The organism is Dactylosporangium sp. CA-092794 (assembly GCF_050948465.1).
In the GTDB taxonomy this organism is placed as follows: domain Bacteria; phylum Actinomycetota; class Actinomycetes; order Mycobacteriales; family Micromonosporaceae; genus Dactylosporangium.
This window is the reverse complement of the sequence record NZ_CP192044.1, coordinates 11435248-11456492: the sequence shown is the minus strand read 5'-3', so window position 1 is coordinate 11456492 and position 21245 is coordinate 11435248. Positions and strand designations below refer to the sequence as shown.

Annotated in this window: 19 protein-coding genes; 11 read left to right on the top strand and 8 right to left on the bottom strand. The window is 74.9% G+C overall.

What is annotated here, in order from left to right:
- Positions 1-70: 70 nt before the first annotated feature.
- The gene (gene hrpB, locus ACQPXD_RS49505; RefSeq protein WP_432831040.1) at positions 71-2368 is read right to left on the bottom strand and encodes an ATP-dependent helicase HrpB; all 2298 of its coding nucleotides are present in this window, start codon (positions 2366-2368) and stop codon (positions 71-73) included.
- A gap of 83 nt (positions 2369-2451) precedes the next feature.
- Here hrpB and ACQPXD_RS49500 point away from each other — a divergent pair, with 83 nt between their 5' ends.
- The 4 genes from ACQPXD_RS49500 to ACQPXD_RS49485 all read left to right on the top strand — a co-directional run bounded on the left by ACQPXD_RS49500 (position 2452) and on the right by ACQPXD_RS49485 (position 5807).
- Entirely contained in the window at positions 2452-3252 is an 801-nt protein-coding gene (locus ACQPXD_RS49500) for an Fpg/Nei family DNA glycosylase (RefSeq protein ID WP_432831038.1), read from the top strand.
- A gap of 183 nt (positions 3253-3435) precedes the next feature.
- Positions 3436-3696: a hypothetical protein gene (locus tag ACQPXD_RS49495; protein WP_432831036.1), complete on the top strand. Its 261-nt coding sequence runs from the start codon at positions 3436-3438 to the stop codon at positions 3694-3696.
- Between the two features lie 62 nt (positions 3697-3758).
- Positions 3759-4754 (top strand): hypothetical protein, encoded by a 996-nt coding sequence (locus tag ACQPXD_RS49490; protein WP_432831034.1) that lies wholly within the window; start codon positions 3759-3761, stop codon positions 4752-4754.
- Positions 4755-5552: 798 nt separating this feature from the next.
- On the top strand, positions 5553-5807 hold the full coding sequence (locus tag ACQPXD_RS49485; RefSeq protein ID WP_432831032.1) for a hypothetical protein: 255 nt from the start codon (positions 5553-5555) through the stop codon (positions 5805-5807).
- 78 nt (positions 5808-5885) lie between these two features.
- Here the strand turns inward: ACQPXD_RS49485 and ACQPXD_RS49480 are convergent, their stop codons facing one another.
- The 4 genes from ACQPXD_RS49480 to ACQPXD_RS49465 are packed head-to-tail and all read right to left on the bottom strand — an operon-like array spanning position 5886 to position 10364.
- Entirely contained in the window at positions 5886-7805 is a 1920-nt protein-coding gene (locus tag ACQPXD_RS49480; RefSeq protein ID WP_432831030.1) for a TRAP transporter large permease subunit, read from the bottom strand.
- A gap of 2 nt (positions 7806-7807) precedes the next feature.
- Complete coding sequence (locus ACQPXD_RS49475) at positions 7808-8887, bottom strand: TRAP transporter substrate-binding protein (protein WP_432831028.1); 1080 nt, start codon at positions 8885-8887, stop codon at positions 7808-7810.
- Positions 8888-8913: 26 nt separating this feature from the next.
- A complete protein-coding gene (locus ACQPXD_RS49470) occupies positions 8914-9663 on the bottom strand; it encodes an SDR family NAD(P)-dependent oxidoreductase (RefSeq protein WP_432831026.1) in 750 nt (249 codons plus the stop codon).
- Positions 9660-10364 (bottom strand): GntR family transcriptional regulator, encoded by a 705-nt coding sequence (locus ACQPXD_RS49465; protein ID WP_432831024.1) that lies wholly within the window; start codon positions 10362-10364, stop codon positions 9660-9662. The genes ACQPXD_RS49470 and ACQPXD_RS49465 overlap by 4 nt, the downstream gene beginning before the upstream one ends.
- Positions 10365-10584: 220 nt before the next feature.
- Between ACQPXD_RS49465 and ACQPXD_RS49460 the strand changes: the two genes are divergently transcribed.
- Genes ACQPXD_RS49460 through ACQPXD_RS49445 form a run of 4 tightly spaced genes read left to right on the top strand, consistent with a single transcriptional unit; the run spans position 10585 to position 15435 of the window.
- Positions 10585-10917 (top strand): cupin domain-containing protein, encoded by a 333-nt coding sequence (locus ACQPXD_RS49460; protein WP_432831022.1) that lies wholly within the window; start codon positions 10585-10587, stop codon positions 10915-10917.
- Between the two features lie 2 nt (positions 10918-10919).
- A complete protein-coding gene (locus ACQPXD_RS49455) occupies positions 10920-11831 on the top strand; it encodes an NAD-dependent epimerase/dehydratase family protein (protein ID WP_432831020.1) in 912 nt (303 codons plus the stop codon).
- Positions 11831-12622, top strand: a complete 792-nt coding sequence (locus tag ACQPXD_RS49450) for an amidohydrolase family protein (protein WP_432831018.1) — start codon at positions 11831-11833, stop codon at positions 12620-12622. The genes ACQPXD_RS49455 and ACQPXD_RS49450 overlap by 1 nt, the downstream gene beginning before the upstream one ends.
- Positions 12619-15435, top strand: coding sequence for an FAD-binding and (Fe-S)-binding domain-containing protein (locus ACQPXD_RS49445; RefSeq protein WP_432831016.1), 2817 nt, complete (start codon positions 12619-12621; stop codon positions 15433-15435). Before ACQPXD_RS49450 ends, ACQPXD_RS49445 begins: the two co-directional genes overlap by 4 nt.
- 54 nt (positions 15436-15489) lie before the next feature.
- Here the strand turns inward: ACQPXD_RS49445 and ACQPXD_RS49440 are convergent, their stop codons facing one another.
- The gene (locus ACQPXD_RS49440; protein WP_432831014.1) at positions 15490-16236 is read right to left on the bottom strand and encodes an IclR family transcriptional regulator; all 747 of its coding nucleotides are present in this window, start codon (positions 16234-16236) and stop codon (positions 15490-15492) included.
- Positions 16237-16301: 65 nt separating this feature from the next.
- Here ACQPXD_RS49440 and ACQPXD_RS49435 point away from each other — a divergent pair, with 65 nt between their 5' ends.
- Together ACQPXD_RS49435 and ACQPXD_RS49430 are read left to right on the top strand one after the other, a co-directional pair.
- Positions 16302-17300 carry an alpha-ketoacid dehydrogenase subunit beta gene (locus tag ACQPXD_RS49435; RefSeq protein WP_432831012.1) on the top strand — a complete coding sequence of 333 codons (999 nt, stop codon included), beginning with the start codon at positions 16302-16304 and terminating at the stop codon, positions 17298-17300.
- A complete protein-coding gene (locus ACQPXD_RS49430; RefSeq protein WP_432831010.1) occupies positions 17297-18277 on the top strand; it encodes a thiamine pyrophosphate-dependent dehydrogenase E1 component subunit alpha in 981 nt (326 codons plus the stop codon). Before ACQPXD_RS49435 ends, ACQPXD_RS49430 begins: the two co-directional genes overlap by 4 nt.
- A 22-nt stretch (positions 18278-18299) precedes the next feature.
- Here the strand turns inward: ACQPXD_RS49430 and ACQPXD_RS49425 are convergent, their stop codons facing one another.
- Positions 18300-18560 (bottom strand): hypothetical protein, encoded by a 261-nt coding sequence (locus ACQPXD_RS49425; RefSeq protein WP_432831008.1) that lies wholly within the window; start codon positions 18558-18560, stop codon positions 18300-18302.
- Between the two features lie 227 nt (positions 18561-18787).
- Complete coding sequence (locus ACQPXD_RS49420) at positions 18788-19294, bottom strand: hypothetical protein (protein WP_432831006.1); 507 nt, start codon at positions 19292-19294, stop codon at positions 18788-18790.
- A gap of 107 nt (positions 19295-19401) precedes the next feature.
- Here ACQPXD_RS49420 and ACQPXD_RS49415 point away from each other — a divergent pair, with 107 nt between their 5' ends.
- Positions 19402-21210: an N-6 DNA methylase gene (locus ACQPXD_RS49415; RefSeq protein WP_432831005.1), complete on the top strand. Its 1809-nt coding sequence runs from the start codon at positions 19402-19404 to the stop codon at positions 21208-21210.
- Positions 21211-21245 lie beyond the last annotated feature (35 nt).

Sequence of the window (21245 nt, the reverse complement as noted above, 5' to 3'; positions counted from 1 at the left end):
TCCCTCCTCCTGCCTTCCAGCGTCCCGGCCGCCGCGCGCCCGGGCGGGTGAGGCGGAGGGTGGGCGTGGGCTACCGCCGCGGGTTGGCCCGGCGGGTCGCGGGCGCGGTCGCCGGGTCCTCCGGCCACGGGTGGCGCGGATAGCGCCCGCGCAGCTCGGCGCGCACCCGGGTGTAGCCGGTGCGCCAGAACGAGGCTAGGTCGCGGGTGACCGCCACCGGGCGCCCGGCCGGGGACAGCAGGTGCAGCAGGACCGGCCGGCCGCCGACCTCGGGCGTGCCGGGCAGGCCGAACATCTCCTGGACCTTCACCGCCAGCACCGGGCCCTCCGGGTCGGCGTAGTCCAGCCGGATCGCCGAGCCGCTGGGTACCGTTAGCCGCTCGGGCGCCAGCCGGTCCAGGTCCTTCGCCGCCGGCCACGGCAGCCGTGCCTGCAGCGCCATGTGCAGGTCGGTGCCGTCGGCCAGCGCGTCGATCAGCGCCGCGTCGCTCACGTCGGGCCACGGCGGGCCGGCCACCCGATGCAGGAAGGCCAGCCGGTGCCGCAGGGGGCTCCACGGCACGCCCTCGCGGCGCAGCCGCTCGCGCCGGGCCGCCGCGGCCAGCTCCGCGGGCGCGGCGGCGACCGGGCGCCGGGACAGCACGATCGCGCCGAGCCGCTCGACCCGGTCCACCCCGGCCGCGCTCGCCTCGTCCGCGGTGCTCAGCAGCGCGGCCCCGGCCTCACGGGCGATGTCCTCGTCGATCGCGGCGGCCAGGCGGATCCGGGCGTTGACCCGCCCGGCCGGCCGGTCCGCCTCGGCGATCGCCAGCCACGGGTGGCCCTGCAGCGGCGAGCCGGCGGCCAGCTCGGCCTCGGTCCCCCCGGCCATCAGGTAGCCGTCGCGGCGCCGCCGGGCGATGCGCTCCGGGTACGCCAGCCCGGCGATGATGCCGGCCGCCCGGTCCGCGCCCGTGTTCCGCTCGACCGGGTTCTCGATCATGCGGTACAGCCGGTCGGCCTCCGGCCGCCAGCGGTCCGTCAGCCGCCGGGCCGCGGCCACGTCGTCGCTTGGGTGCGTCTCCTCGGCCAGCACCGCCACCACCTCGGCGGCGTTGCGCGCGCCGACGATCGGCGCGCCGTCCAGCAGCGCCCGGGCCAGCCGCGGGTGCGCCCCGACGCGGGCGATGCGCCGCCCGCGCTCGGTGACGACGAGCCGCTCGTCGACCGCGCCCAGCGCCCGCAGCGTCTCCCGGGCCACCCGCAGCGCGGCGTCGGGCGGGGCGTCGGGCAGCGCCAGGCCGGTCCCGTCGGGCCGTCCCCAGCAGGCCAGGGCGAGCGCGAAGCCGGTCAGCTCGGCGATGCGGACCTCCGGCTCGGGCTGCGCGGGCCGCCGCTCGTCGTCGGCGGGGGACCAGCACCGGTACACCACGCCCGGCCCCTCCCGGGCCGCCCGCCCGGCCCGCTGGGCGGCGCTGGCCCGCGACGCGCGGACGGTCACCAGCGAGCCGAGCCCGCGGGCCAGGTCGATGCGCGGTACCCGGGCCAGCCCGGCGTCGACCACGACCCGCACGCCGGGCACGGTCAGGCTGCTCTCGGCGACCGCGGTGGACAGGATCACCCGGCGTCCGCCGGCCGGGGTGAGCGCCGCGTCCTGCACGGCTGCGGGCAGCCGGCCGTGCAGCGCCACCGCCGGCAGGCCGGCGAGCCCGCGGCGGACCTGCTCGATCTCCCCGGCCCCGGGCAGGAAGACGAGGATGTCGTGCTCCGTCTCCGCCCATGCCCGGCGCACCGTGCGGGCGACGTGCTCCATGGTCAGCGGCGGCCGGTCCGGCGGTACCCACCGCACCTCGATCGGGTGCAGCGGGCTCTCGGCGCTCACCACCTCGGCGCCGAGGATGCGCCGGAACCGCTCCACGTCCGCGGTCGCCGAGGCGGCCAGCAGCCCGAGGCCGGGCCGCAGCGCCTCGCGCGCCTCGACCAGGAACGCGGTGGCGAGGTCGGTGTCGAGGTGCCGCTCATGGCACTCGTCGATCATGACCGCGCCGACGCCGGGCAGCTCGGGATCGGCGAGGAGGCGCTGCACCAGCAGCCCGGTGGTGACCACCTCCACCCGGGTCGCGGCGCTCACCTTGCGGTCGCCGCGCACCGAGTAGCCCACGCTCTGCCCGACCCGCTCCCCGCGCAGCGCCGCCATCCGCCGCGCGGCCGCGCGCGCCGCGATCCGCCGCGGCTCGGCGACGACGATCCGCCCGTCGATGCCGTCGGCGAGCGCGGGCGGCACGAGCGTGGTCTTGCCGGTCCCGGGCGGCGCGACGAGCACGGCCGCGCCGCCGCGCACGGCCGCGACGACCCGATCCAGCACCGCGGCCACCGGTAGCTCGCTCACCGCGCCATCCTCGCAGCCGGACGTTCACGTCGCGGCCGCCGCGCCGCGTGCGGTCGCCGGGCCGGCTCCGTTACGCTCGCCCGATGCCCGAGCTGCCCGAGGTGGAGTCCGCTCGCTTGGTGCTGGAGCGGCACGCGCTCGGGCGGCCCATCGCCGACGTCGACGACGCCGACACCTGGGTCTGCCGCCCCCACCGGCCCGGCGAGATCCGGGCCGCGCTGGTGGGCCGGCAGCTGACCACGGCCGAGCGGCGCGGCAAGAGCATGTGGTGCGAGACCTCCGGGCCCGGGCCGGTGCTCGGCATCCACCTCGGCATGTCCGGCAAGGTGGTGTTCGCCGACGCCGACGGGCGGGAGACCGACGGCGGCGACTACTGGCAGCGCGGCCGGGCCCAGGGGGACCACCGGTTCACCAGGTTCGCGCTGCGCTTCTCCGACGGGACGCGGCTGCTGCTCGTCGATCCGCGCCGGCTCGGCCGGGTACGCCTCGATCCGCCGGTCGAGCGGCTGGGCCCGGACGCCGGCGAGATCACGCCGGCCCAGTTCCGGGTGATCATGGCGCGCGGGACGGCGCCGGTGAAGGTGCGCCTGCTCGACCAGGAGGCGGTCGCGGGGGTCGGCAACCTGCTGGCCGACGAGGCGCTGTGGCGGGCGAAGATCAACCCGGCCCGGCCGGTGGACGAGCTGTCCCGGGCCGAGGTCGACCGGCTGCACCGGGGCCTGCGCGCCGCCGTCGCCCAGGCGGTCGGCGGCGGCGGGGTGCACACGCTGTCGGTGGTCCCGGCCCGCCGCCCCGGCCTCGCCTGCCCGCGCTGCGGCGCGCCGATGCTCCGCGGCAAGGTCGGCGGCCGGACCACCTGGTGGTGCTCCCGCGAGCAGGCGTGACTCCGGCGGCGCTGGGAAGGGGTGAGGTGTGGTGGGTTGGGGATGACCGCCAGCAGGTATGCGGGGGTGCGTAAACCCGTAGGCGGGGAATCCGGTTGGCCGCGAGGTATGCCGCAGCGGTACGAGCGACGGTGGTTGTAACAACACCCCGTTGTCCCGGCTTCTTCGAACAGGTGATGTTCCATGACCACGATGCACACCGACCCGGTGCTGAGCATGGCGCTGTTCGTGTCTGATCTGCCGCGCCGCCGGGACCTCGACGACGCCACGGTCCGCCGGACCGTCGAGGCCACCCTGGCGCGGCTCGGCGCGGACGAGTGCTACGCCCGCGCCGCCCAAGACCTCGGCGACCGGCCCGAGACCGCCCTGGGCCGCATCCAGTGGGCCCGCGAGCTGTGCGACCGGGCGATGGCCACCCCCGCACTCGCCGGCGCCGCCAACTGATTGGCGTTCGTACGCATGTTCGAATAGACTAGGAATCCGAACCGCGTACAGGAGGTACCCGAGTGCTGTTCGACCCGGCCGCGAACCTGATCGGTGCCGAGGATCCCCAGCTGGGCCTGCGAATCATCGCCGGAGACGTCGCGGTCGGGCAGGTGTGCTGCGATCCGGGCGCCTTCGCCGACGTCACGACGCTGGTGCGGCCCGACGCGGGCGCCCCGGCCGCGGCGCTGCTGCTCGACCCCAGGGTGCGGGCGCTGCTGCGGGTGGTGTGGCCGAGCACCGTGCCCCATGCGCGCCTTGTCTGGGGCAGCCGGGTCGCGGCGCAGGTGGGGCGGCACCGGCACCTCGACGACCTGGTGCCCGCCGTGGTCGGCGACGTGCTCGGGGTGCCCGAGCCGGTCCTGCACCGAGTGGTGGCGCAGTGCCGCACGGCCGGGCGGTTCGAGGCCGACGCCGTCGCCCGGGCCGCCGTGCCGATGGCCCTGCTGCACGCCGCCACGGCCGAGGTGGTCCGCACGGCAGACTCGGGGCAGCCGGACACCGTGCTCGAGGAGCTGCTGTTCTGGCGGGGACTCGGCCGCGAGCGCGTGACGCTCGACGAGATCGCGGCCCTGATGACCGCGCTGGTCGCCGCCGCCTGGGACGCGACCACGGCGCTGCTGGCCCGCCCCGCCGGTGCTGCTGGGGGCGGCGAGCCGGAGGTCATCGGCTGGCTGCGCGTCATGCGGGAGACGGTCGTGCTCGGCGGCGCACAGCTCCCGGCCGGTTCCCGCTGCTTGCTGGTGGTCGACGCGCTCGAACCGGCCGATCGGCCGGTGCGTCCGGCGCTGCACGCGCTGCGCTGGCTGGCTCCGGGCGCGCCCGGCGGGGCGGGTGCCACGTTCGCCGGACTCGTCGCGGAAGCGGTGCGAGCCAGCGGGCACGAAAAAGACCTACGAGGCGGTTTCCCTTCGCCAGCATTGCCTGGATCAGGTAGTGGGGATCGCCGGCTGGCCTCTCGGCCATTCAGCCTCTCAGCTCAACTGTCTTCCAGTTGGGCTCTCCCGCACGTCTCGTAGGCCCACATCCGAAGTTACTGCCCCCGCCGGGCGATGCGGGGTGAGTGCCGGGGTGATCCCCCGAGCCGGAGCGTCATCCGCGATGCAAGCCTCACACGCGGCGGGCGCTGCACGCCGCAGAGCACCGCGCAGCGGCCAGAAGTCTCCGCGATCATGCCTACCTGCCACCGACACCAAGGGTTTTTCATGATCACGGAGCCATCGTGTACACCCGTGTACCGAAAGTCTCCGTGATCATGGCAAACCCGGTGCGCGGTCACCGCGGGCAGCATGATCACGGAGACATGTGTCCGGTCCGAGGGCTGCGCATTCCGGATATTTCCACTGTCAGGCGAAATATCCGAAATGTTCGCGCTGCCCGCGCTGCCCGGAAGATGGCGTCGATGACCGTTGTGCCGCGCCGGCGGCCATCGGCGCCGAGCTTCGCAGCGCACTGAGATGCGAGGCGCGCGCCGCGCCGGGCCGCGGTGCGCACCGCGCCGCGCCGAGGTGCGGTGCGCGGGGCTGCGCCGGGCTGTGTGGCGTGCCGTCGGGCCTTTGTCGCGGTTCGCGCGGACCCTGCGGGCTGGTGGCTGACTTTGGCCGTCATGATTGGGTGCGGGGCGGCGCGTTCGGCGTGGCGGTGGGGGTGGACGGTGGAGGGTGAGGCGTGGGGCGGCGGGGATGACCGCCAGCAGGTATCCGCGGGTGCGGAAACCCGCAGCCGGAGAATCCCGCTGGCGGCGAGGTTGTCCCTCATCGGTACGAGCGATCGTTGACTCAAACGTTCCGTATCCCGCTTCGAGCAGGTGATCCATCATGACGACGACCTACCCGGTCGACCCGGTGCTGAGCATGGCGCTGTTCGTCTCCGACGTCTCGCGTGGCTGGGACCTCGACGATGCCGCCGTTCGCCGGATCGTCGAGGACACGCTCGAGCGGCTCGGGCCGGACGAGTGCTACGCCCGGGCCGCGCAGGCGTTCGGCGACCGGCCCGAGACCGCGCTGCCGCGCATCCAGTGGGCGCGCGAGCTGTGCGCCCGCGCGATGGCGCCCGCCCTCGTCGCGGCGTGAGCGTGACGGCTCGGCGGCGTCCGTAAGCCCGCCGCCCTCGTCGCCGCGTGAGCGTTGACCGCAGCGTCCGGCTATCTGTCAGAAACGTCCGAAGAAGTGTGGCACGACTAGGGTGATCTGCGGGAGCGCGGCCACGATCGCCAGGCCGACGATCAGCACGCCGGTGTAGACGGCGGCCGGTTTCATCACCTTCTCCACGGTGGTCTGGCCGATGGCCGCGGCCACGTACAGGCCGGCGCCGAGCGGCGGTGCGAACGAGCCGATGCCCATCGCGATGATGAGTACCACGGCGTACTGCAACGGATCCACCCCGAGGTCGACCGCGACCGGCAGCAGCAGCGGCGCGAAGACCACGATCGCCGGCAGGCCCTCCAGCAGGCCGCCGAGGATCAGCAGCGTGATGACGCTGAGCACCATGAACACCGGTGCGCTGCCCTGGTCGGCCAGCAGGTCGGCGATGCGCTGCGGCACGTGCTGCAGGGTGAGGCTCTGCGACAGCACGGTGGCCACCGAGATGATGAACAGCACCAGCCCGCCGAGCACCGACGCGTCCACGCAGGCCCGCCACAGCTGGCCGAGGTTGAGCGAACGGTACCCGAACGAGACCACGATCATGCCGTAGAGCGCGGCGAGCGCGGACACCTCGGTCGAGGTGCCGATGCCGGCGACGATGCCGTAGATGAGGATGACCGGCAGGATCAGCGCCGGGATCGCCGGTGGCAGCGCGCGCAGCACGTCGCGGAACGACCCGACGGCGGCGCGCGGGTAGCGCCCGCCGCGGCCCCGGATCAGGATGCCGATCGACAGCACGATGGCCATCGCCAGCGCCGGCAGGATCCCGGCCAGGAACAGCGAACCGGGGGAGACGGTGGTGATCGAGGCCAGGATGATGATGGCGAGGCTCGGCGGCACGGTCTCGCTCATCGCCGCGGCCGACGCCAGCACCGCGGTCGACTCCTGCGGCGGGTAGCCGGCCTCCCGCAACGGTTTGCGCATGGCCGAGCCGATCGCCGCGATGTCGGCGGTCTTCGATCCGGAGATGCCGGAGAAGACGTAGACCGCGAACACCTGGGTGATCAGCAGGCCGCCGGGGAGGCGGGACACGATCGGCAGGATCACGTTGATCAGCTGCGAGGCGAGCCCGCCGACGTCCATCAGCACCCCGGCCAGCATGAAGAACGGGATGGCCAGCAGCACGAAGCCGGAGATGCCGGACTGCATGGCCACCGGTACGCCGGCCAGTGGCACGGTGCCGTCGAGCTCGATGAAGGTGAGCGCGGCGGCGGTGATGACGAACCCGATCGGTACACCGGCCGCGAGGGTCAGCGCGAAGAGCACCAGCATCCCGGCCAGCGGCGGCACGGCGAGGACGCCGTCCCAGTTGAGCTTGCCGACCCAGACGATGCCGGCGGAGGCCGCCGCGGCGATCACGAAGCCGATCGCCACCGCGCGCGGGGGCAGCCGCCGCAGCCGGTCGAGGGTGAACAGCAGCAGCAGTGCCAGGCCGACGGGCAGCCAGATCGCCGACACGGTGGTGGGCAGGCCGAGGTTCGCGGTGCGGTTGGCCTGCGCGGTCCGCAGGAAGCCCGGCGCGGTGGCGAGCAGCCGCACGACGCAGGCGACCACCACCCACTCCGCGGTGCTGCGGACGACGGCCGCGGTGCCTTCGGGCAGCCGGCGTACCAGCAGGTCGAGGCTCATGCCGCGGCCCCGCTGGATGGCCACCGCGCCGCCGAGGAAGGTGATCAGGCACAGGCAGGCCGTGGACAGGTCGTCGGTCCAGGCCAGCGCCTGCGAGAAGAAGTGGCGGCTGATGATCCCGGCGATGGTGGCGGCCATCTCCCCGACGATGGCCACCACGATCAGCGCCTCGGCCGCGTGCACCAGCCCGCCGATGCCGGCCGTCCAGGCCCGGGCGGCCGCGCCCGGGCCGGCCGGCGGTGGCGGCTGGTCGGGCTGGTCGAGCACGGCCGGCCCGGCGACGGTGTCGTCCGGCATGGTCACTTCGCGCCGCCGCGGACCTGGTCGATCACGCTCATGCCGCCCACCTGGCCGGCGAACTGCGAGTACACCGGCTCGGCGGCGGTGCGCCAGGCGTTGAGGTCGGGCGAGGTGAAGGTGACGCCGGCCGCGGCGAGCTTGGTCTTGGCGTCGGCCTCGGCGGCCGGGAGGGTCGCCGTGTCGAACTGCTTGCTGGCCGACTCGACCGCGTCCTCGATGCCGGACTGGATGTTCTTCGGCAGCCCGTTCCAGATGGTCTGGTTGACCCCGATGAACACCGGCGTGATCGTGTACGCGGCCAGGGTGATCTGCTTGGCGATCTCGTACCACTTCTGGGCCAGGATGCCGGGCAGCGGCTGCTCGAACGCCGAGACCAGGCCCTGCTGGAGGGCGCTGTACACGTCGGTGATCGCCAGCGGTGTCGGGACCGCCCCGAACTGCTTGAAGATGGCCTGGTACAGCGGGGTGCCGGGGACGCGGATCTTGGTGCCGGCCATGTCGGTCGGGCTCGGGAAGGCCTTCTTGCCGCCGATGTGCCGGGTGCCGTTGTTGACGAAGTTGACCACGTGCACGCCCGCCTTGGCCAGGTCGGCGCGCTGGACGTCGGACGCGGCGCCGGTGTAGATGGCCCGCATCTTGGCCGGGTCGCTCGTGTCGAGCAGGTACGGCAGGCTGTACAGCAGCGTCGAGGGGATCGTGGCGTTGACGGTGACCGTCGAGAACGCGTTGAACTGCACGGCCCCGGACTGGATCAGCTTGAACACGTCGGCCTCGGTGCCGAGCTGGCTGTTCGGGAACACGTCGATCTTGACCGCGCCGCTGGTCTTCTCCCGGACCGCGTCGGCCATGGCCTTGAGGTACAGGTAGAACGGGTCGGTGTCGGTGACGATCGTGCCGGTCCGCCACGAGTACTGCGGCGCGTCCGACGAGCCGCCGGACGCCCCCTTGGACACACCGTTGCCGCAGGCGGCCAGCAACGGCGCGGCGGCCGCGCCGGCCGCGCCGAGGCCGGCCAGTCGCAGCAGCCGGCGGCGCCCGATCCCGGCGGCCGGTAAGGACAGCGAAGGACGAGAGTTCATGGGAGTGCTCCTTTGAGGGATCGACGTCACGTGGTCGCGTGGGCGCCGCCGTTGACGTGCAACGTCTGCCCGCTGATGTAGCTGGATCGGTTACTGAGCAGGAAGGCCACCGCGTCGGCGACCTCGGAGGGCGTGCCCCGCCGGCCGAGCGGGACGGCGGCGGTGCGCCCCCGGGCGACGGTTTCCGGGTCGCGTCCGCTCAACGTGGCCAGTACCTCGTCGGTCCGGTCGCTCAGGGGGGTGTCGATGAGACCGGGCGCGACGGCGTTGACGCGGATGCCGCGATCGGCCAGCACCACCGCGAGGGTGGCGGTGACGCTGGCCAGCGCGGCCTTGGTGGCCGCGTAGACGATGTTGTTCGGGCTGGGCCGGGCCCCGGCGATCGACCCGATGTTGACGATCACGCCGTGGCCGGCGGCGGTCAGGTCGTCCGCCACCGCGCACGACAGCGAGTACGCGGCCATCACGTTGATCCGCCACGCGCGTTCCCATTCGGCGTCGCTCGCCGCCAGCGCCGGGCCGGTCGGCACGACGCCGGCGCAGTTGACCAGGCCGGCCAGGGCGCCGAGGTCCCGCGCCGCGGCCAGCGCGCTCGCGCGGCCGTCCTCGGTGGTGATGTCGGCGGTGACCGCGCGCAGCCCGGGCCGGTCGCCGCCGGGTGCCGGCCGGGCGTCGACGCCGGCCACGCGCCACCCGTCGGCCAGCAGCCGGTCGACGACGGCGGCGCCGATCGCGCCGGTGCTGCCGGTGACGAGCACGGTGGCGGCCGCGGTCATCGGCCCGCCGCCAGGTCCGGCCAGTCGAGCTTGCCGTCGGCGATCAGCTCGACGAGGTCCGAGCCGGCCCGGCTGATGTGCGACTTCATCGCCACCTCGGCCAGGTCGGCGTTGCCGGCGCGCAGCGCCAGGATCAGCACCTCGTGCTCGTCGTAGGCCTTGGCCGCCCGGCCCGGGATGATGCGGTACCCCGCCCGGAACCGGAAACTCTGCGCCCACACCTCCTCGAGCAGCCGGTGCAGGTGCGGATTGCCGGCGGCCTCGAAGATCTCCTCGTGGAAGCGGCGGTTGCAGCGGGCGAACGTCTCGTAGTCCTCGACCGCCATCGCCCCGCCCATCTCGGCGTGCAGGTCGCCCAGGGCGGCCAGCAGCGTCGGGGTGACCCGGCCGGCGGCGAGCCGGGCGGCGAGGGACTCGAGGTTGGCCTTGACCGCGAAGATGTTCTGCACGTCGCCGAGCTCGAACGGGGCGATCAGCGTCTCGGTGTGCGGCGTGACGACGACCAGCCCCTCGCGGGCGAGCTGCTTGAGCGCCTCCCGCACGGGCATCTGGCTCATCCCCATGTCCTGGGCCAGGGTGGCCAGCGTGACCCGCTGCCCGGGGCGCAGCCGGCCGTCCAGGATCGCCTCGCGGAGGTAGAGGTACGCCGCCTCGCCCTTGGTCGCGTGGGGTGTGGCGACCGCCGCTTGATGTGTTATCACATCACGCTGTCTACTCGGCCGTTTCGTTCGTGTCAAGAGCGGGTTACTGAGGCGTTATTCGAGCTTGACGCGGTTTCGGTCGGCGTTCTAGGGTCCGGGTTGTGATCACACGGCCCGCCTGGTGTTATCACATCGACCTGGTTCGAAGGGTACAAATGTGGATGCTTCGGTGATACCCCCGCCGAGTCCGGCGGACGACGGCCGCGCGCCTGGCGCCCGTGTGCACGGCGGGCTCGTCCGCGGTGAGATCCGCTGGCACGGATCCGGCCCGGAGCCGGGCCGGATCGGGCTCAGCTGGTACCTCGTCGAGCCGGGCGAGCGGTGCTCGGTCCACGTCCACACCGGCAAGGTCGAGACGTGGTTCTTCACCGCCGGAGAGGCCGACGTGCTGTGGGGCGACGAGCGCATCCCGGTCGGCGCCGGTGACGCGGTCCGCACCCCGCCGGGCGTGTCCCACGGCATCGAGGCGCGCGGCGACGAGCCCGTGCGGTTCCTCAACATCGTCGAGTACGTCGACGGCGTCGAGGTGACCACCCGCGAGCTGGAGGAGTGAGCGTGCCGCGCGTCCTGGTCACCGGCGCCGCCGGGTTCGTCGCCGGGCACCTGGCCGCCCGCTTCGCCGGCGCCGGCCACGAGCCCGTGCTCGCCGACCTGGTCCCGCCCCGCCCGCAGCCCGGCATGCCGGACCTGTCGGGGTACCGCTTCGTCGCGCTCGACGTCACCGACCGCGAGGCGGTGGCCGCCGCCCTCGCCGAGCTGCGGCCGGACGGCGTCGCGCACGCCGCCGGCATCGTCGGGCCGGCCGCCTCGCGCGAGGATCCGGGCCGTACCGTCGCCGTCAACGTCATCGGCACCCAGCACGTCCTCGACGCCGCCCGGGCCACCGGCGCCCGGGTCACCCTGCTGTCCACCGCCACCATCTACGGCAACGACCCGAGCCTGCGGCCGCTGCGCGAGACCGATCCGGTCGACCCGGTCAGCCTGTACGACGCCTCCAAGCTCATGGCCGAGACGCTGCTGACCGCCTACAAACGCACCTACGGCCTGGCCGGCTGCAGCGTGCGGTTCGGCTTCCCCTACGGCCCCGGGCAGAAGATCGACCAGTACTTCCTGCCCCGGGCGGCCGACGGGCAACCGATCCGGGAAACGGCCGGCGCCGACCACCCCAGCGACTTCACCTACATCGACGACCTCACCGCCGGCCTCGTCGGCGCGCACACGGTCGCGAACCCGCGCGACGTCTACAACGTCACCGGCGGCGTGCTGCGCACCCGCGGCGACTTCGCCCGCGCCGTGATGGCGGCCGTGCCCGCGGCCGACATCGAGCTCGGGCCCGGCCCGCAGCCCGGCCGCCATCTGCGCGGCGCCTGCGACATCGGCCGGGCCGGCGAGGATTTCGGGTACCGCCCGGCGTTCACCGTCGAGACCGGCGTGCTCGACTGGGCCCGGCGCATCGGCGTGGCGTGATGACCCCGCCGGTCATCGACGCCCACGTGCACGCCTGGCCCCGCTGGCCGTACCCGCCGTCCGTGCAGCCTCCCGCCGACGCCCGCGCCGAACGCCTGGTCGCGCTCATGGACCGGGCCGGGGTCGAGCGGGCCGTGCTGGTCGGCGCGCAGATCACGCACAACGAGGACAACAACGCCTACCTGTTCGCCGCGCGGTCGCGCTTCCCGGACCGGCTGGCCGTGTTCCCGGACCACGATTCCTACTGGAGCCCGCCCGACCCGGCGCCGCCGCTCGACCGGCTCGCCGCCCTCGCCCGCCACGGGATCGCCGGCATCAGCGTGTACCTCGGCGATGACGAGAACGGCGACCGGCTCCTGGACCCGCGCCGGGACGCCGCGTTCGCCCACGCCGCCGGGCACGGCATCGCGGTGGGGCTCGGCATGCGCCCGTGGCACGCACCGGCCGTGCGCCGGCTCACCGAACGGCACCCCACCCTGACCGTGCTCGGCCATCATCTCGGCGGCATCAAGGCCCGCTTCGCCATGGAGATCGGCGACCAGCTCGACGCCGTCGTCTCGCTCGCCGACCGGCCCAACCTGCTGCTGAAGCTGTCCGGGCTGGACTACCTCGGCCGGCACGCCGGGCGGGTGGTCGCCGAGCTGCGCGACGCCTACGGGCCCGAGCGGCTGTGCTGGGGCTCGAACTGGCCGGTCACCGCGGCCACGCCGGACATCGCGCGGGCCCCGGCCGACGAGCCGATCCGGTACTCGACCATGGCCCGCCTGCTACGCCTGCCGGAGGGCCGGTGAGCACCGTCGCCGGGCGCGCCTTCGCCGCCGCGGTGCCCGGCATCGACGTCGACACCACCCTGCGGCGGCGCAGCGAGTACGCCCACGACGCGTCGAACTACCGCATCGTGCCGGCCGCCGTCGCGTTCCCGCGAACCGCCGCCGACGTGGCCCGGCTGGTGGCCGCGGCCGCCGCGCAGGGCCTGCCGGTCACCGGCCGCGGCGGGGGCACCAGCATGGCCGGCAACGCGGTCGGCCCCGGCCTCGTCATCGACCTGTCCGCGCACCTGACCGTGGTGACGTCCATCGACCCGGCCGCCCGGACCGCCGTGGTGGAGGCCGGCACCGTGCTCGACACGCTGCGCCGGCGGGCCGCCGCGCACGGGCTCACCTTCGGCCCCGACCCGTCGTCACACAGCCGCGCCACGCTCGGCGGGATGATCGGCAACGACGCGTGCGGCAACCACTCCGTCGTCCACGGCCGCACCGCCGACCACCTGCACCGGCTCGACGTGGTGCTGGCCGACGGCACCCGGGTCGCCGTCCACGCCGACCGGCTGGAGGCGCTCGACGCCGACGGCGCCGACCGGGTCGCCGCCCTCGAGCGCGCGCTGCGCGACATCGGCGAGCGGTACTCCGGCGTGATCCGTGCCGGGCTCGACCGGTTCGGCCGCCAGGTCTCCGGCTACCAGCTGCACCACCTGCTACCGGGCGCGACCCACTTCGCCCGCAGCCTGGCCGGCTCCGAGGGCACCTGCGCGCTGGTCACCTCGGCCACCGTCGGCCTGGTGCCCGCGCCCGCCGCCCCGGTGCTCGTCGTCGCCGGCTACGCCGACGTGCGGGCCGCCGCCGCCGACGTGCCGGCCGTCCTCGCCCACGCTCCGGCGGCCGTCGAGGGCATGGACGAGCCGCTGGTCCGCATGCTGCACGGCGACGGGCCGGGCATCGCGCTGCGCCGCCTGCCGCCCGGGCGCGCCTGGCTGCTCGTCGAGCTCGACCGCGGCGAGCTCGCCGCGTCGGAGCGGGCCGCCGCGGAGCTGGTGGCCGAGCTGACCGCGGCCGGGGGCCGGGAGGCGCGGGTGGTCACCGACCCGGCCGGGCAGCGCCGCCTGTGGAGCATCCGCGAGGACGGCGCCGGGCTGGCCGCGCGCACCGAGGACGGGCGCACCTACTGGCCCGGTTGGGAGGACGCGGCGGTACCGCCGGATCGGCTGGCCGCCTACCTCGGCGACTTCATCGCGCTGCGCGAACGCCACCGGCTCGGCGGCGCGATCTACGGCCACTTCGGCGCGGGCTGCGTGCACACCCGCATCGACTTCGACCTGGCCGGCGCCGCCGGCCGCGAGGCGATGGCCGGTTTCCTCGCCGACGCGGCCCGGCTCGTGGTGCGCCACGGCGGGTCGCTGTCCGGCGAGCACGGCGACGGCCGCGCCCGCAGCGCGCTGCTGCCCGTCATGTATCCGCCGGAGATGCTGCGCGCCTTCGACGAGTTCGCCGCGGCGTGGGACCCCGGCGACCGGCTCAACCCGCGCGTCATCGTGCGCCCCGACCGGCCGACCGACCACCTGATCGCGATCGCCCCGGCCGGGCCGCCGCGGCCGTCGGCGTTCGCCTTTCCGCGCGACCCCGGCGGGCTGCGCGGCGCGGTGGACCGCTGCGTCGGCATCGGCAAGTGCCGCAGCGCCGCCGGTGGGGTGATGTGCCCGAGCTTCCGCGCCACCGGGGACGAGCGCGACTCGACCCGTGGCCGGGCCCGCGTCCTGCAGGAGCTGCTGGACGGGCCGCCGGACGCGGCGCCGGGCGAACGGGCGGCGGCCGTGCTGGACGCGCTGGACCTGTGCCTGGCCTGCAAGGCGTGCTCGACGGACTGCCCCACCGGCGTCGACATGGCGACGTACAAGTCGGAGTTCCTGCACCGGCACTACCGGCGCCGGTGGCGGCCGGCGAGCCACCTGACGCTCGGCTGGGCGCCGCTGTGGTTCCGGCTCGCGGCGCGCCTTCCGGCCGTCGCCAATCGAATTTTGGGGGTACCGGCGGTGCGGCGCCTGGGCGCGCGGCTGGCCGGTGTCACCACCGAGCGCGACCTGCCGGCGTTCGCCCGCGCCCCATCCTGGCCGGCGCCGCCCGGCCCGCGGTCACTGCTGCTCGTGGACACGTTCACCGGATCGTTCCGGCCCTCGGTGGTCACGGCGGCCCGCCGCGTGCTGGGCGACGCGGGCCTGCCGGCCGCCGTCGCGCCGCGCGGCGCCTGCTGCGCGCTGCCGTGGATCTCCACCGGCCAGCTGTCGGTGGCCCGGCGGGTGCTGCGCCGCACCGCGCGGCTGCTCGACCGGGCGGGCCCGCCGGACGCGCCCATCGTCGTGCCCGAGCCGAGCTGCGCCGCCGCCCTGCGCGAGGACCTGCCGCGGCTGGTGCCGGGGGAGCGCAGCGAGCGGGTGGCCGCCCGGGTGCAGACCCTCGCCGGGGCCCTGGCCACCTACGCCCCCGGCTGGCGGCCGGCCCGGGTCGCCGCCGGCCCGGTGGTCCAGCAGGTGCACTGCCACGAGTACGCGACCTTCGGCCGGGTCCGGCAGCGCGACCTGCTGACGGGCTGGGGGTTCGGCGTCGAGACGGCCGAGGGGTGCTGCGGGCTGGCCGGCAACTTCGGCTTCGAGCGGCGGCACTACGAGGTGTCGCTGCAGGTGGCCGGCCAGGGCCTGACCCCCGCGCTCGACCGCCGCCCGGACGCGCCGCTGCTGGCCGACGGGTTCAGCTGCTACCTGCAGGCCGCCCACGTGCGCGGCCGCGCCGCGCTGCACCTGGCCGAGCTCCTGGCCGGCGGCGCCGGCCCGTAGCCGGGCGCGCGGGCGCGGGTCACACGTTGAGTGAGGCGCGGGCGCGGGCGCGGGTCACACGTTGAGTGAGGCGCGGGCGGCCACGGCCATCGCGTCGCGCACGTAGTCGGGGGAGAACCGGCCGGTCGGGGCGAGCACGGTGAAGGCCAGCTCGGTGCCGGCGACGACGGCCCGGGCGGCCACGCAGGTGACCCCGGCGGTGAACTCCTCGCGGTCCATCGCAAACCCGTCGGCCCTGATCGTGTCGAACTCGGCCCGCAGCGCGGCCGGATCGGTCTTCGTCGCGGGCGTCAGCCGGCGCAGGTCGAGCCGGTCGAACACGCGCCCGAACCGCTCCGGCGACGCGTGCGCCAGCAGCAGCTTGCCCGACGCCCGGGCGTGCAGGTCGCCGCGCTGCCCGACGTGCACGTCGGCGACCCGCACCGCGTGCGCGCCCGGTGCCTGGTCGACCACCACCACGTCGTCGCCCTGCCAGGTCGACATCGAGCAGGACTCCTGGGTGAGCGTGGCCAGCGCGCGCAGATAGCCGGCGCCGAGCGACTCCGGGTTGCCCGGCGCCGGCCCGGCCTGGGCCAGGCTGTGGAACGCCAGGCCGAGCTCGTAGCGCTGCCCGGCCGACACCTGCACGAAGCCGGTCGCCCGCAGCGTGTGCAGCAGGTGATAGGTGACCTGGCGGGTCAGGCCGGTGCGGTCGCTCAGCTCGGCCGCGGTCAGCGCGCCCGGATGCTGACCGACCTCGGTCAGCAGGGCCAGGCCGCGGGCCAGCGACTGCACCCGGGGCCGGGCGTTGGTGTCGTCCATGGCTCGGTACCATATCACTATTTGATGTTTGCGTAGAATAGTGAGCCAGTCGTAGGCTGATCGGCATGGCAAGAATGCGAATGCGGCAGGCCATCGTGAAGGCGATGGCCGACGAGCTCGCCGCCGACCCGGACGTGATCGTCATGGGGGAGGACGTCGGCGCGGCCGGCGGCGTGTTCAAGACCTCGGAGGGGCTGCTCGCTCAGTTCGGCCCGCGGCGAGTGCGCGACACCCCGATCGCCGAGATGGGATTCCTCGGCGCGGCGGTCGGCGCGGCCATGACCGGCCTGCGGCCGATCGTGGAGATCATGTTCATGGACTTCCTCGGCGTCGCCCTCGACCAGCTGGTCACCCAGGCCGCCAAGATGCGGTTCCTGTCGGCCGGGCAGTATTCGGTGCCGCTGGTGGTGCGCGGCTCGGCCGGCAGCGGCCTGGGCTACGCGGCCCAGCACTCCCAGGCCGTCGAGCCGTGGCTGCTGTCCACCGCCGGGCTCAAGGTCGCCGTGGCGTCGTCCCCGTCGACCGCCTACGGGCTGCTGCGCGCGGCCGTGCGCGACCCCGACCCGGTCGTCGTCATCGAGCCGCGCAGCCTCTATCCGACCTGGGAGGACTTCGACCCCGAGCGGGTCGATGTCCGGCTCGGCCGGGCCCGGACCCTGCGCGCCGGCGACGACGTGACCGTCGTGGCCGCGGGCGCGACCGTCGCCGTGGCGCTCGAGGCGGCCGAGCACTGCTCCGCCGAGGTCATCGACCTGCTCACGCTGTCGCCGATGGACCTGGACACGGTGCGCCAGTCCGTCGGCCGCACGGGCCGGCTGGTCACCGTGGAGGCCGGCCCCCGGGCTGGCGGCTGGGGCGCCGGCCTGGCGGCGGAGATCGCCGCCGGGTGCTTCGGCACGCTGCGTGCGCCGGTGCTCCGCCTGACCGCTCCCGACGTGCCGGTGCCCTACGCCGAGCCGCTGGAGCGCCTGATGACCCCGGCCGCGGCCGACGTGGTCGCCCAGATCGAGGCGCTGCTGCGCACCGACTCCCTGCCCGGCCTCTGGTGGAAGGACGCACGATGACGACCACAACCGACCGGCGCGCCGCCGTTGCCGCCGACCCCGTCGAGGCGCTGCGCCGCATGATCGAGATCCGGCACCTCGAGGACGCGCTCAACCGGCTCTACTCCGACGGCCGGATCCGCGGCTCCATCCACACCTGCCAGGGCCAGGAGGCGGTCAGCGTGGCCGCCGCCGCGTGCAGCCGCCCCGACGACTACGCCACGGCGACCTACCGCGGCCACGGCGTCGCGCTCGCCTTCGGCAGCCCGCCGCTCGGCGTCGCCGCCGAGGTGCTCGGCCGGGCGGACGGCTGCGTCGGCGGTCTCGGCGGCTCCATGCACCTCGCCGACGCGTCGGTCAACGTCCTGCCCACCATGGCCATCGTCGGCGCCGGACTGCCCATCGCCGTCGGGGCGGCGCTCGGCGCCCAGGTCCGCGGCCACGACGCGGTCAGCTTCGCGTTCTTCGGCGACGGCTCGACCAACATCGGCGCGTTCCACGAGTCGCTCAACATCGCCGCGGTGTGGCGCCTGCCGGTCGTCTTCGTCTGCGAGAACAACCTCTACGGCGAGTACAGCCCGCTGGCCTCCACCACCGCCGTGCCCGACATCGCCCAGCGGGGCCCGGCCAACGGCGTGCCCAGCGAGATCGTCGACGGCCAGGACTTCGTCGCGCTGGCCGACGTGCTCGGCCGCGCGGTCGCCACGGCCCGGGCCGGCGGCGGCCCGACCCTGGTGGAGGCGAAGACCTACCGCTACCACGGCCACTCGCGGGCCGATCCGGCCGCCTACCGGCCGGAGGGCGAGCTCGACGCCTGGACCGCCCGGGATCCGATCGCCATCTACCGCGAGCACCTCATCGCCCGCGGCACGCTCACCGCCGACGCGGCCGACGCCCTCGCCGCCGAGGTCCGGGCCGCGGTCGACGAAGCGGTCGCCGCCGCGGTGCGCTCACCCGCCCCGCCGGCCGACCGGCTCTTCGCCCACGTCTACGGCTGACCGCCGCGCGCCGGCCCGCGGGTCAGCCCGCGGCGCCGGCGAGTGCGGGGGTGGCCATCGCCCGGTCGCACAGCTCGCGGGCCCACTGGATGCGGCCCAGGGCGGTCTCGGGCCGGTCACCGAAGTCTTGGGCGGCGCGGGCGTAGCACTCGTCCGCGCCGAGCCGCGCCAGGGTGGCCTCGACGGTCCGGCGGACCGTGGCGTCGTCGAGGTCCCGGCGGCGCGGCAGATCAGACACGAACAGCGCCATGCTCAGCACCGGGTCGGTGTGCATCGTGGTCATGGAACATCACCTGTTCGAAGAAGCCGGGACAACGGGGTGTTGTTACAACCACCGTCGCTCGTACCGCTGCGGCATACCTCGCGGCCAACCGGATTCCCCGCCTACGGGTTTACGCACCCCCGCATACCTGCTGGCGGTCATCCCCAACCCACCACACCTCACCCCTTCCCAGCGCCGCGACGGCACCGCGCGACGGGTGGGGTGCCGCGCGGTGCCGGGGCTTGTGGTTACGGGTTGACCCAGTAGGCGAGGGTCTCGAAGGCCGGGGCGAACTGGATCTGGGCGCCCTTGGTCTGGGCGGTGGTGCCCTCGAAGACGAGGTTGCCGGTGACGGTCTGGCCGGCGCCAAGGTCGCCGGAGCTGAGCTGGTTCTTCACGCCGACGTCGAAGCCCGTGTCCAGCTTGGTGCCGTCGCCGGCCAGCATCGACCAGTGGAACGGGTTGTAGTCCATCTTGCCGGTCTTGCAGGTGATGGAGACCGCCACGACGATCACCTTTCCCTGGACCTTCACGCTCTTGACGGTGACCTCGCCGGTCGAGCCGTCGGACATCGACAGCGCGCCGACCTCGCCCACGGTGAACTTCTTCGGGCCCTCGGGGGCGCCGGCGGGAGCCGCGGGGGCGTTCGTGCCGCTGGCCGCCGGGGGCTTGCTGACGGTGTCGTTCTTCGGGGTCGCGCAGGCGATGACGAACAGGCTCAACGCGGCGGCCAGTCCGATGACGATCTTGCGCATGATGCGGTGCTCCTTCGCGGGATGCGTTCCGATGCGACGTCAATGAGAGCATTGGCTGTGAACTCTGTCAACAGACATGATGCTTGACATGTGCGTATACTGCGTCTGTGCCTGAAACTCCGAAGGTCAGTGCGGCCGACATCGCTCGGCTTGCCGGGGTCGGGCGGGCCGCGGTCAGCAACTGGCGCAAGCGCCACGCCGACTTCCCGGCGCCCGTCGGCGGCAGCGCCAGCAGCCCCGAGTTCGACCTGGCCGCGGTCGAGGACTGGCTGCGCGGCCAGGGCAAGCACCGCGAGCTGCCGGCCGAGGACCGGCTCTGGGCCCGGGCCACGGCCGCCGGCGACAACGTCGCCGCCACCCTCGGCGCCCTCGGCCGGCTGCTGCTGGCCCACGACCGCGGCGAACCGGTCCGCGACCCCGGCGTCGACCCGTCGATCGCCGAGGCCGTGACCGCGCTCGCCGGCGAGCGCGGCGCCCGGGCGGTGTTCGACGCGCTCTGGCAGCGATTCGTGCAACTGCAGGCCTGGCGGGCCGGCGTCACCCCCGAGGCGCTCGCCGAGCTCATGGCCGGCCTGGCCGACGTCGGGGGCGGCACCGTGCTCGACCCGGCCTGCGGCACCGGCAACATCTTGCGCGCCGCCGTGCGCGCCGGCTGCGCCGCCGCCTACGGCCAGGAGATCGACGCGGATGCCGCCCGGCTCATCGAGGTCTGGCTCGCCCTGCGCGGCGTGCCCGGCGGCGTCCGCGTCGCCGACTCGCTGCGCGCCGACGCCTTCGCCGGGCTGGCCGCCGACGCGGTCGTGTCCAACCTGCCCTTCGGCGACACCAACTGGGGCCACGAGGAGCTCGGCTACGACCCGCGCTGGGAGTACGGCATGCCCCCGCGCACCGAGCCCGAGCTGGCCTGGGTCCAGCACGCCCTCGCCCACCTGCGCCCGGGCGGCACCGCCGTGCTGCTCATGCCGCCCTCCGCCGCCGGGCGCCGGGCCGGCCGGCGCATCCGCTCCGAGCTGCTGCGCCGCGGCGCGCTGCGGGCCGTGATCGCGCTGCCGGCCAAGGCCGCCGCGCCGCACAGCGTGTCGCTGCACCTGTGGGTCCTGCGCCGGCCCGACGGGCACCACCCGGCCCCGGCGCACGCCCTGCTCGTCGACGCGGTTGACGGCGACGCCGACGCCGGCTATCCGCGGATCCTCGCCGCCTACCGCGCGTTCGGCGCGACGCCGGACGGGTCCGTGGACGAGCCCGGCTTCGCCCGCGCCGTGCCCGTCATCGAGCTGCTCGACGAGGACGTCGACCTCACCCCCGCCCGCCGCCAGCCGGGCCCGGCCGCCGACGCCGGCCCCGGCGGCGTCGCCGCCCTGCGCGACCGGATGCTCGACGGGCTGGCCCGGCTGCCCGGCCAGGTGCCCGGCCTCACCCACGACCCCGGCCCGGCGCCGGCGCCCGTCGTCTCGGTGAACGACCTGGCCAAGTCGGGCGCGCTGCGGATTCTGGGTCCGGTACGCCCCGCCGCCGACCCGATCGCCCTCGAACCCGGCGACGTGGTGGTCCCCACCGTCGCCCGGCCGCTCATCACCCGGGTGGTTACCGAGGCCGGCCCGCCGCTCGGGCCGAACCTGTTCGCGCTGCGCCCCGATCCCGCCATCCTGGATCCGTGGTATCTCGCCGGTCAGCTGCGCACCGCCGCCAACGAACGCCAGGCCGTCAGCGTGTCGGGCGCCTTCCGCTTCGACGTCCGCCGCGCCCAGGTGCGCCGGCTGCCGCTGCCCCAGCAGCGCCGCCTCGGCGAGGCCTTCCGGGCCCTCGACACGTTCGACGAGGCCCTGCGCCGGACGGCGTCGCTCGGCGCCGACTTCATCCGCGGGGCGATCGACGGGCTCGCCCAGGGCGCGCTGCGGCCACCGCCCGAATCCTGAGCCGGGACCTGAGCCGGGACCTGAGCCGGGACACC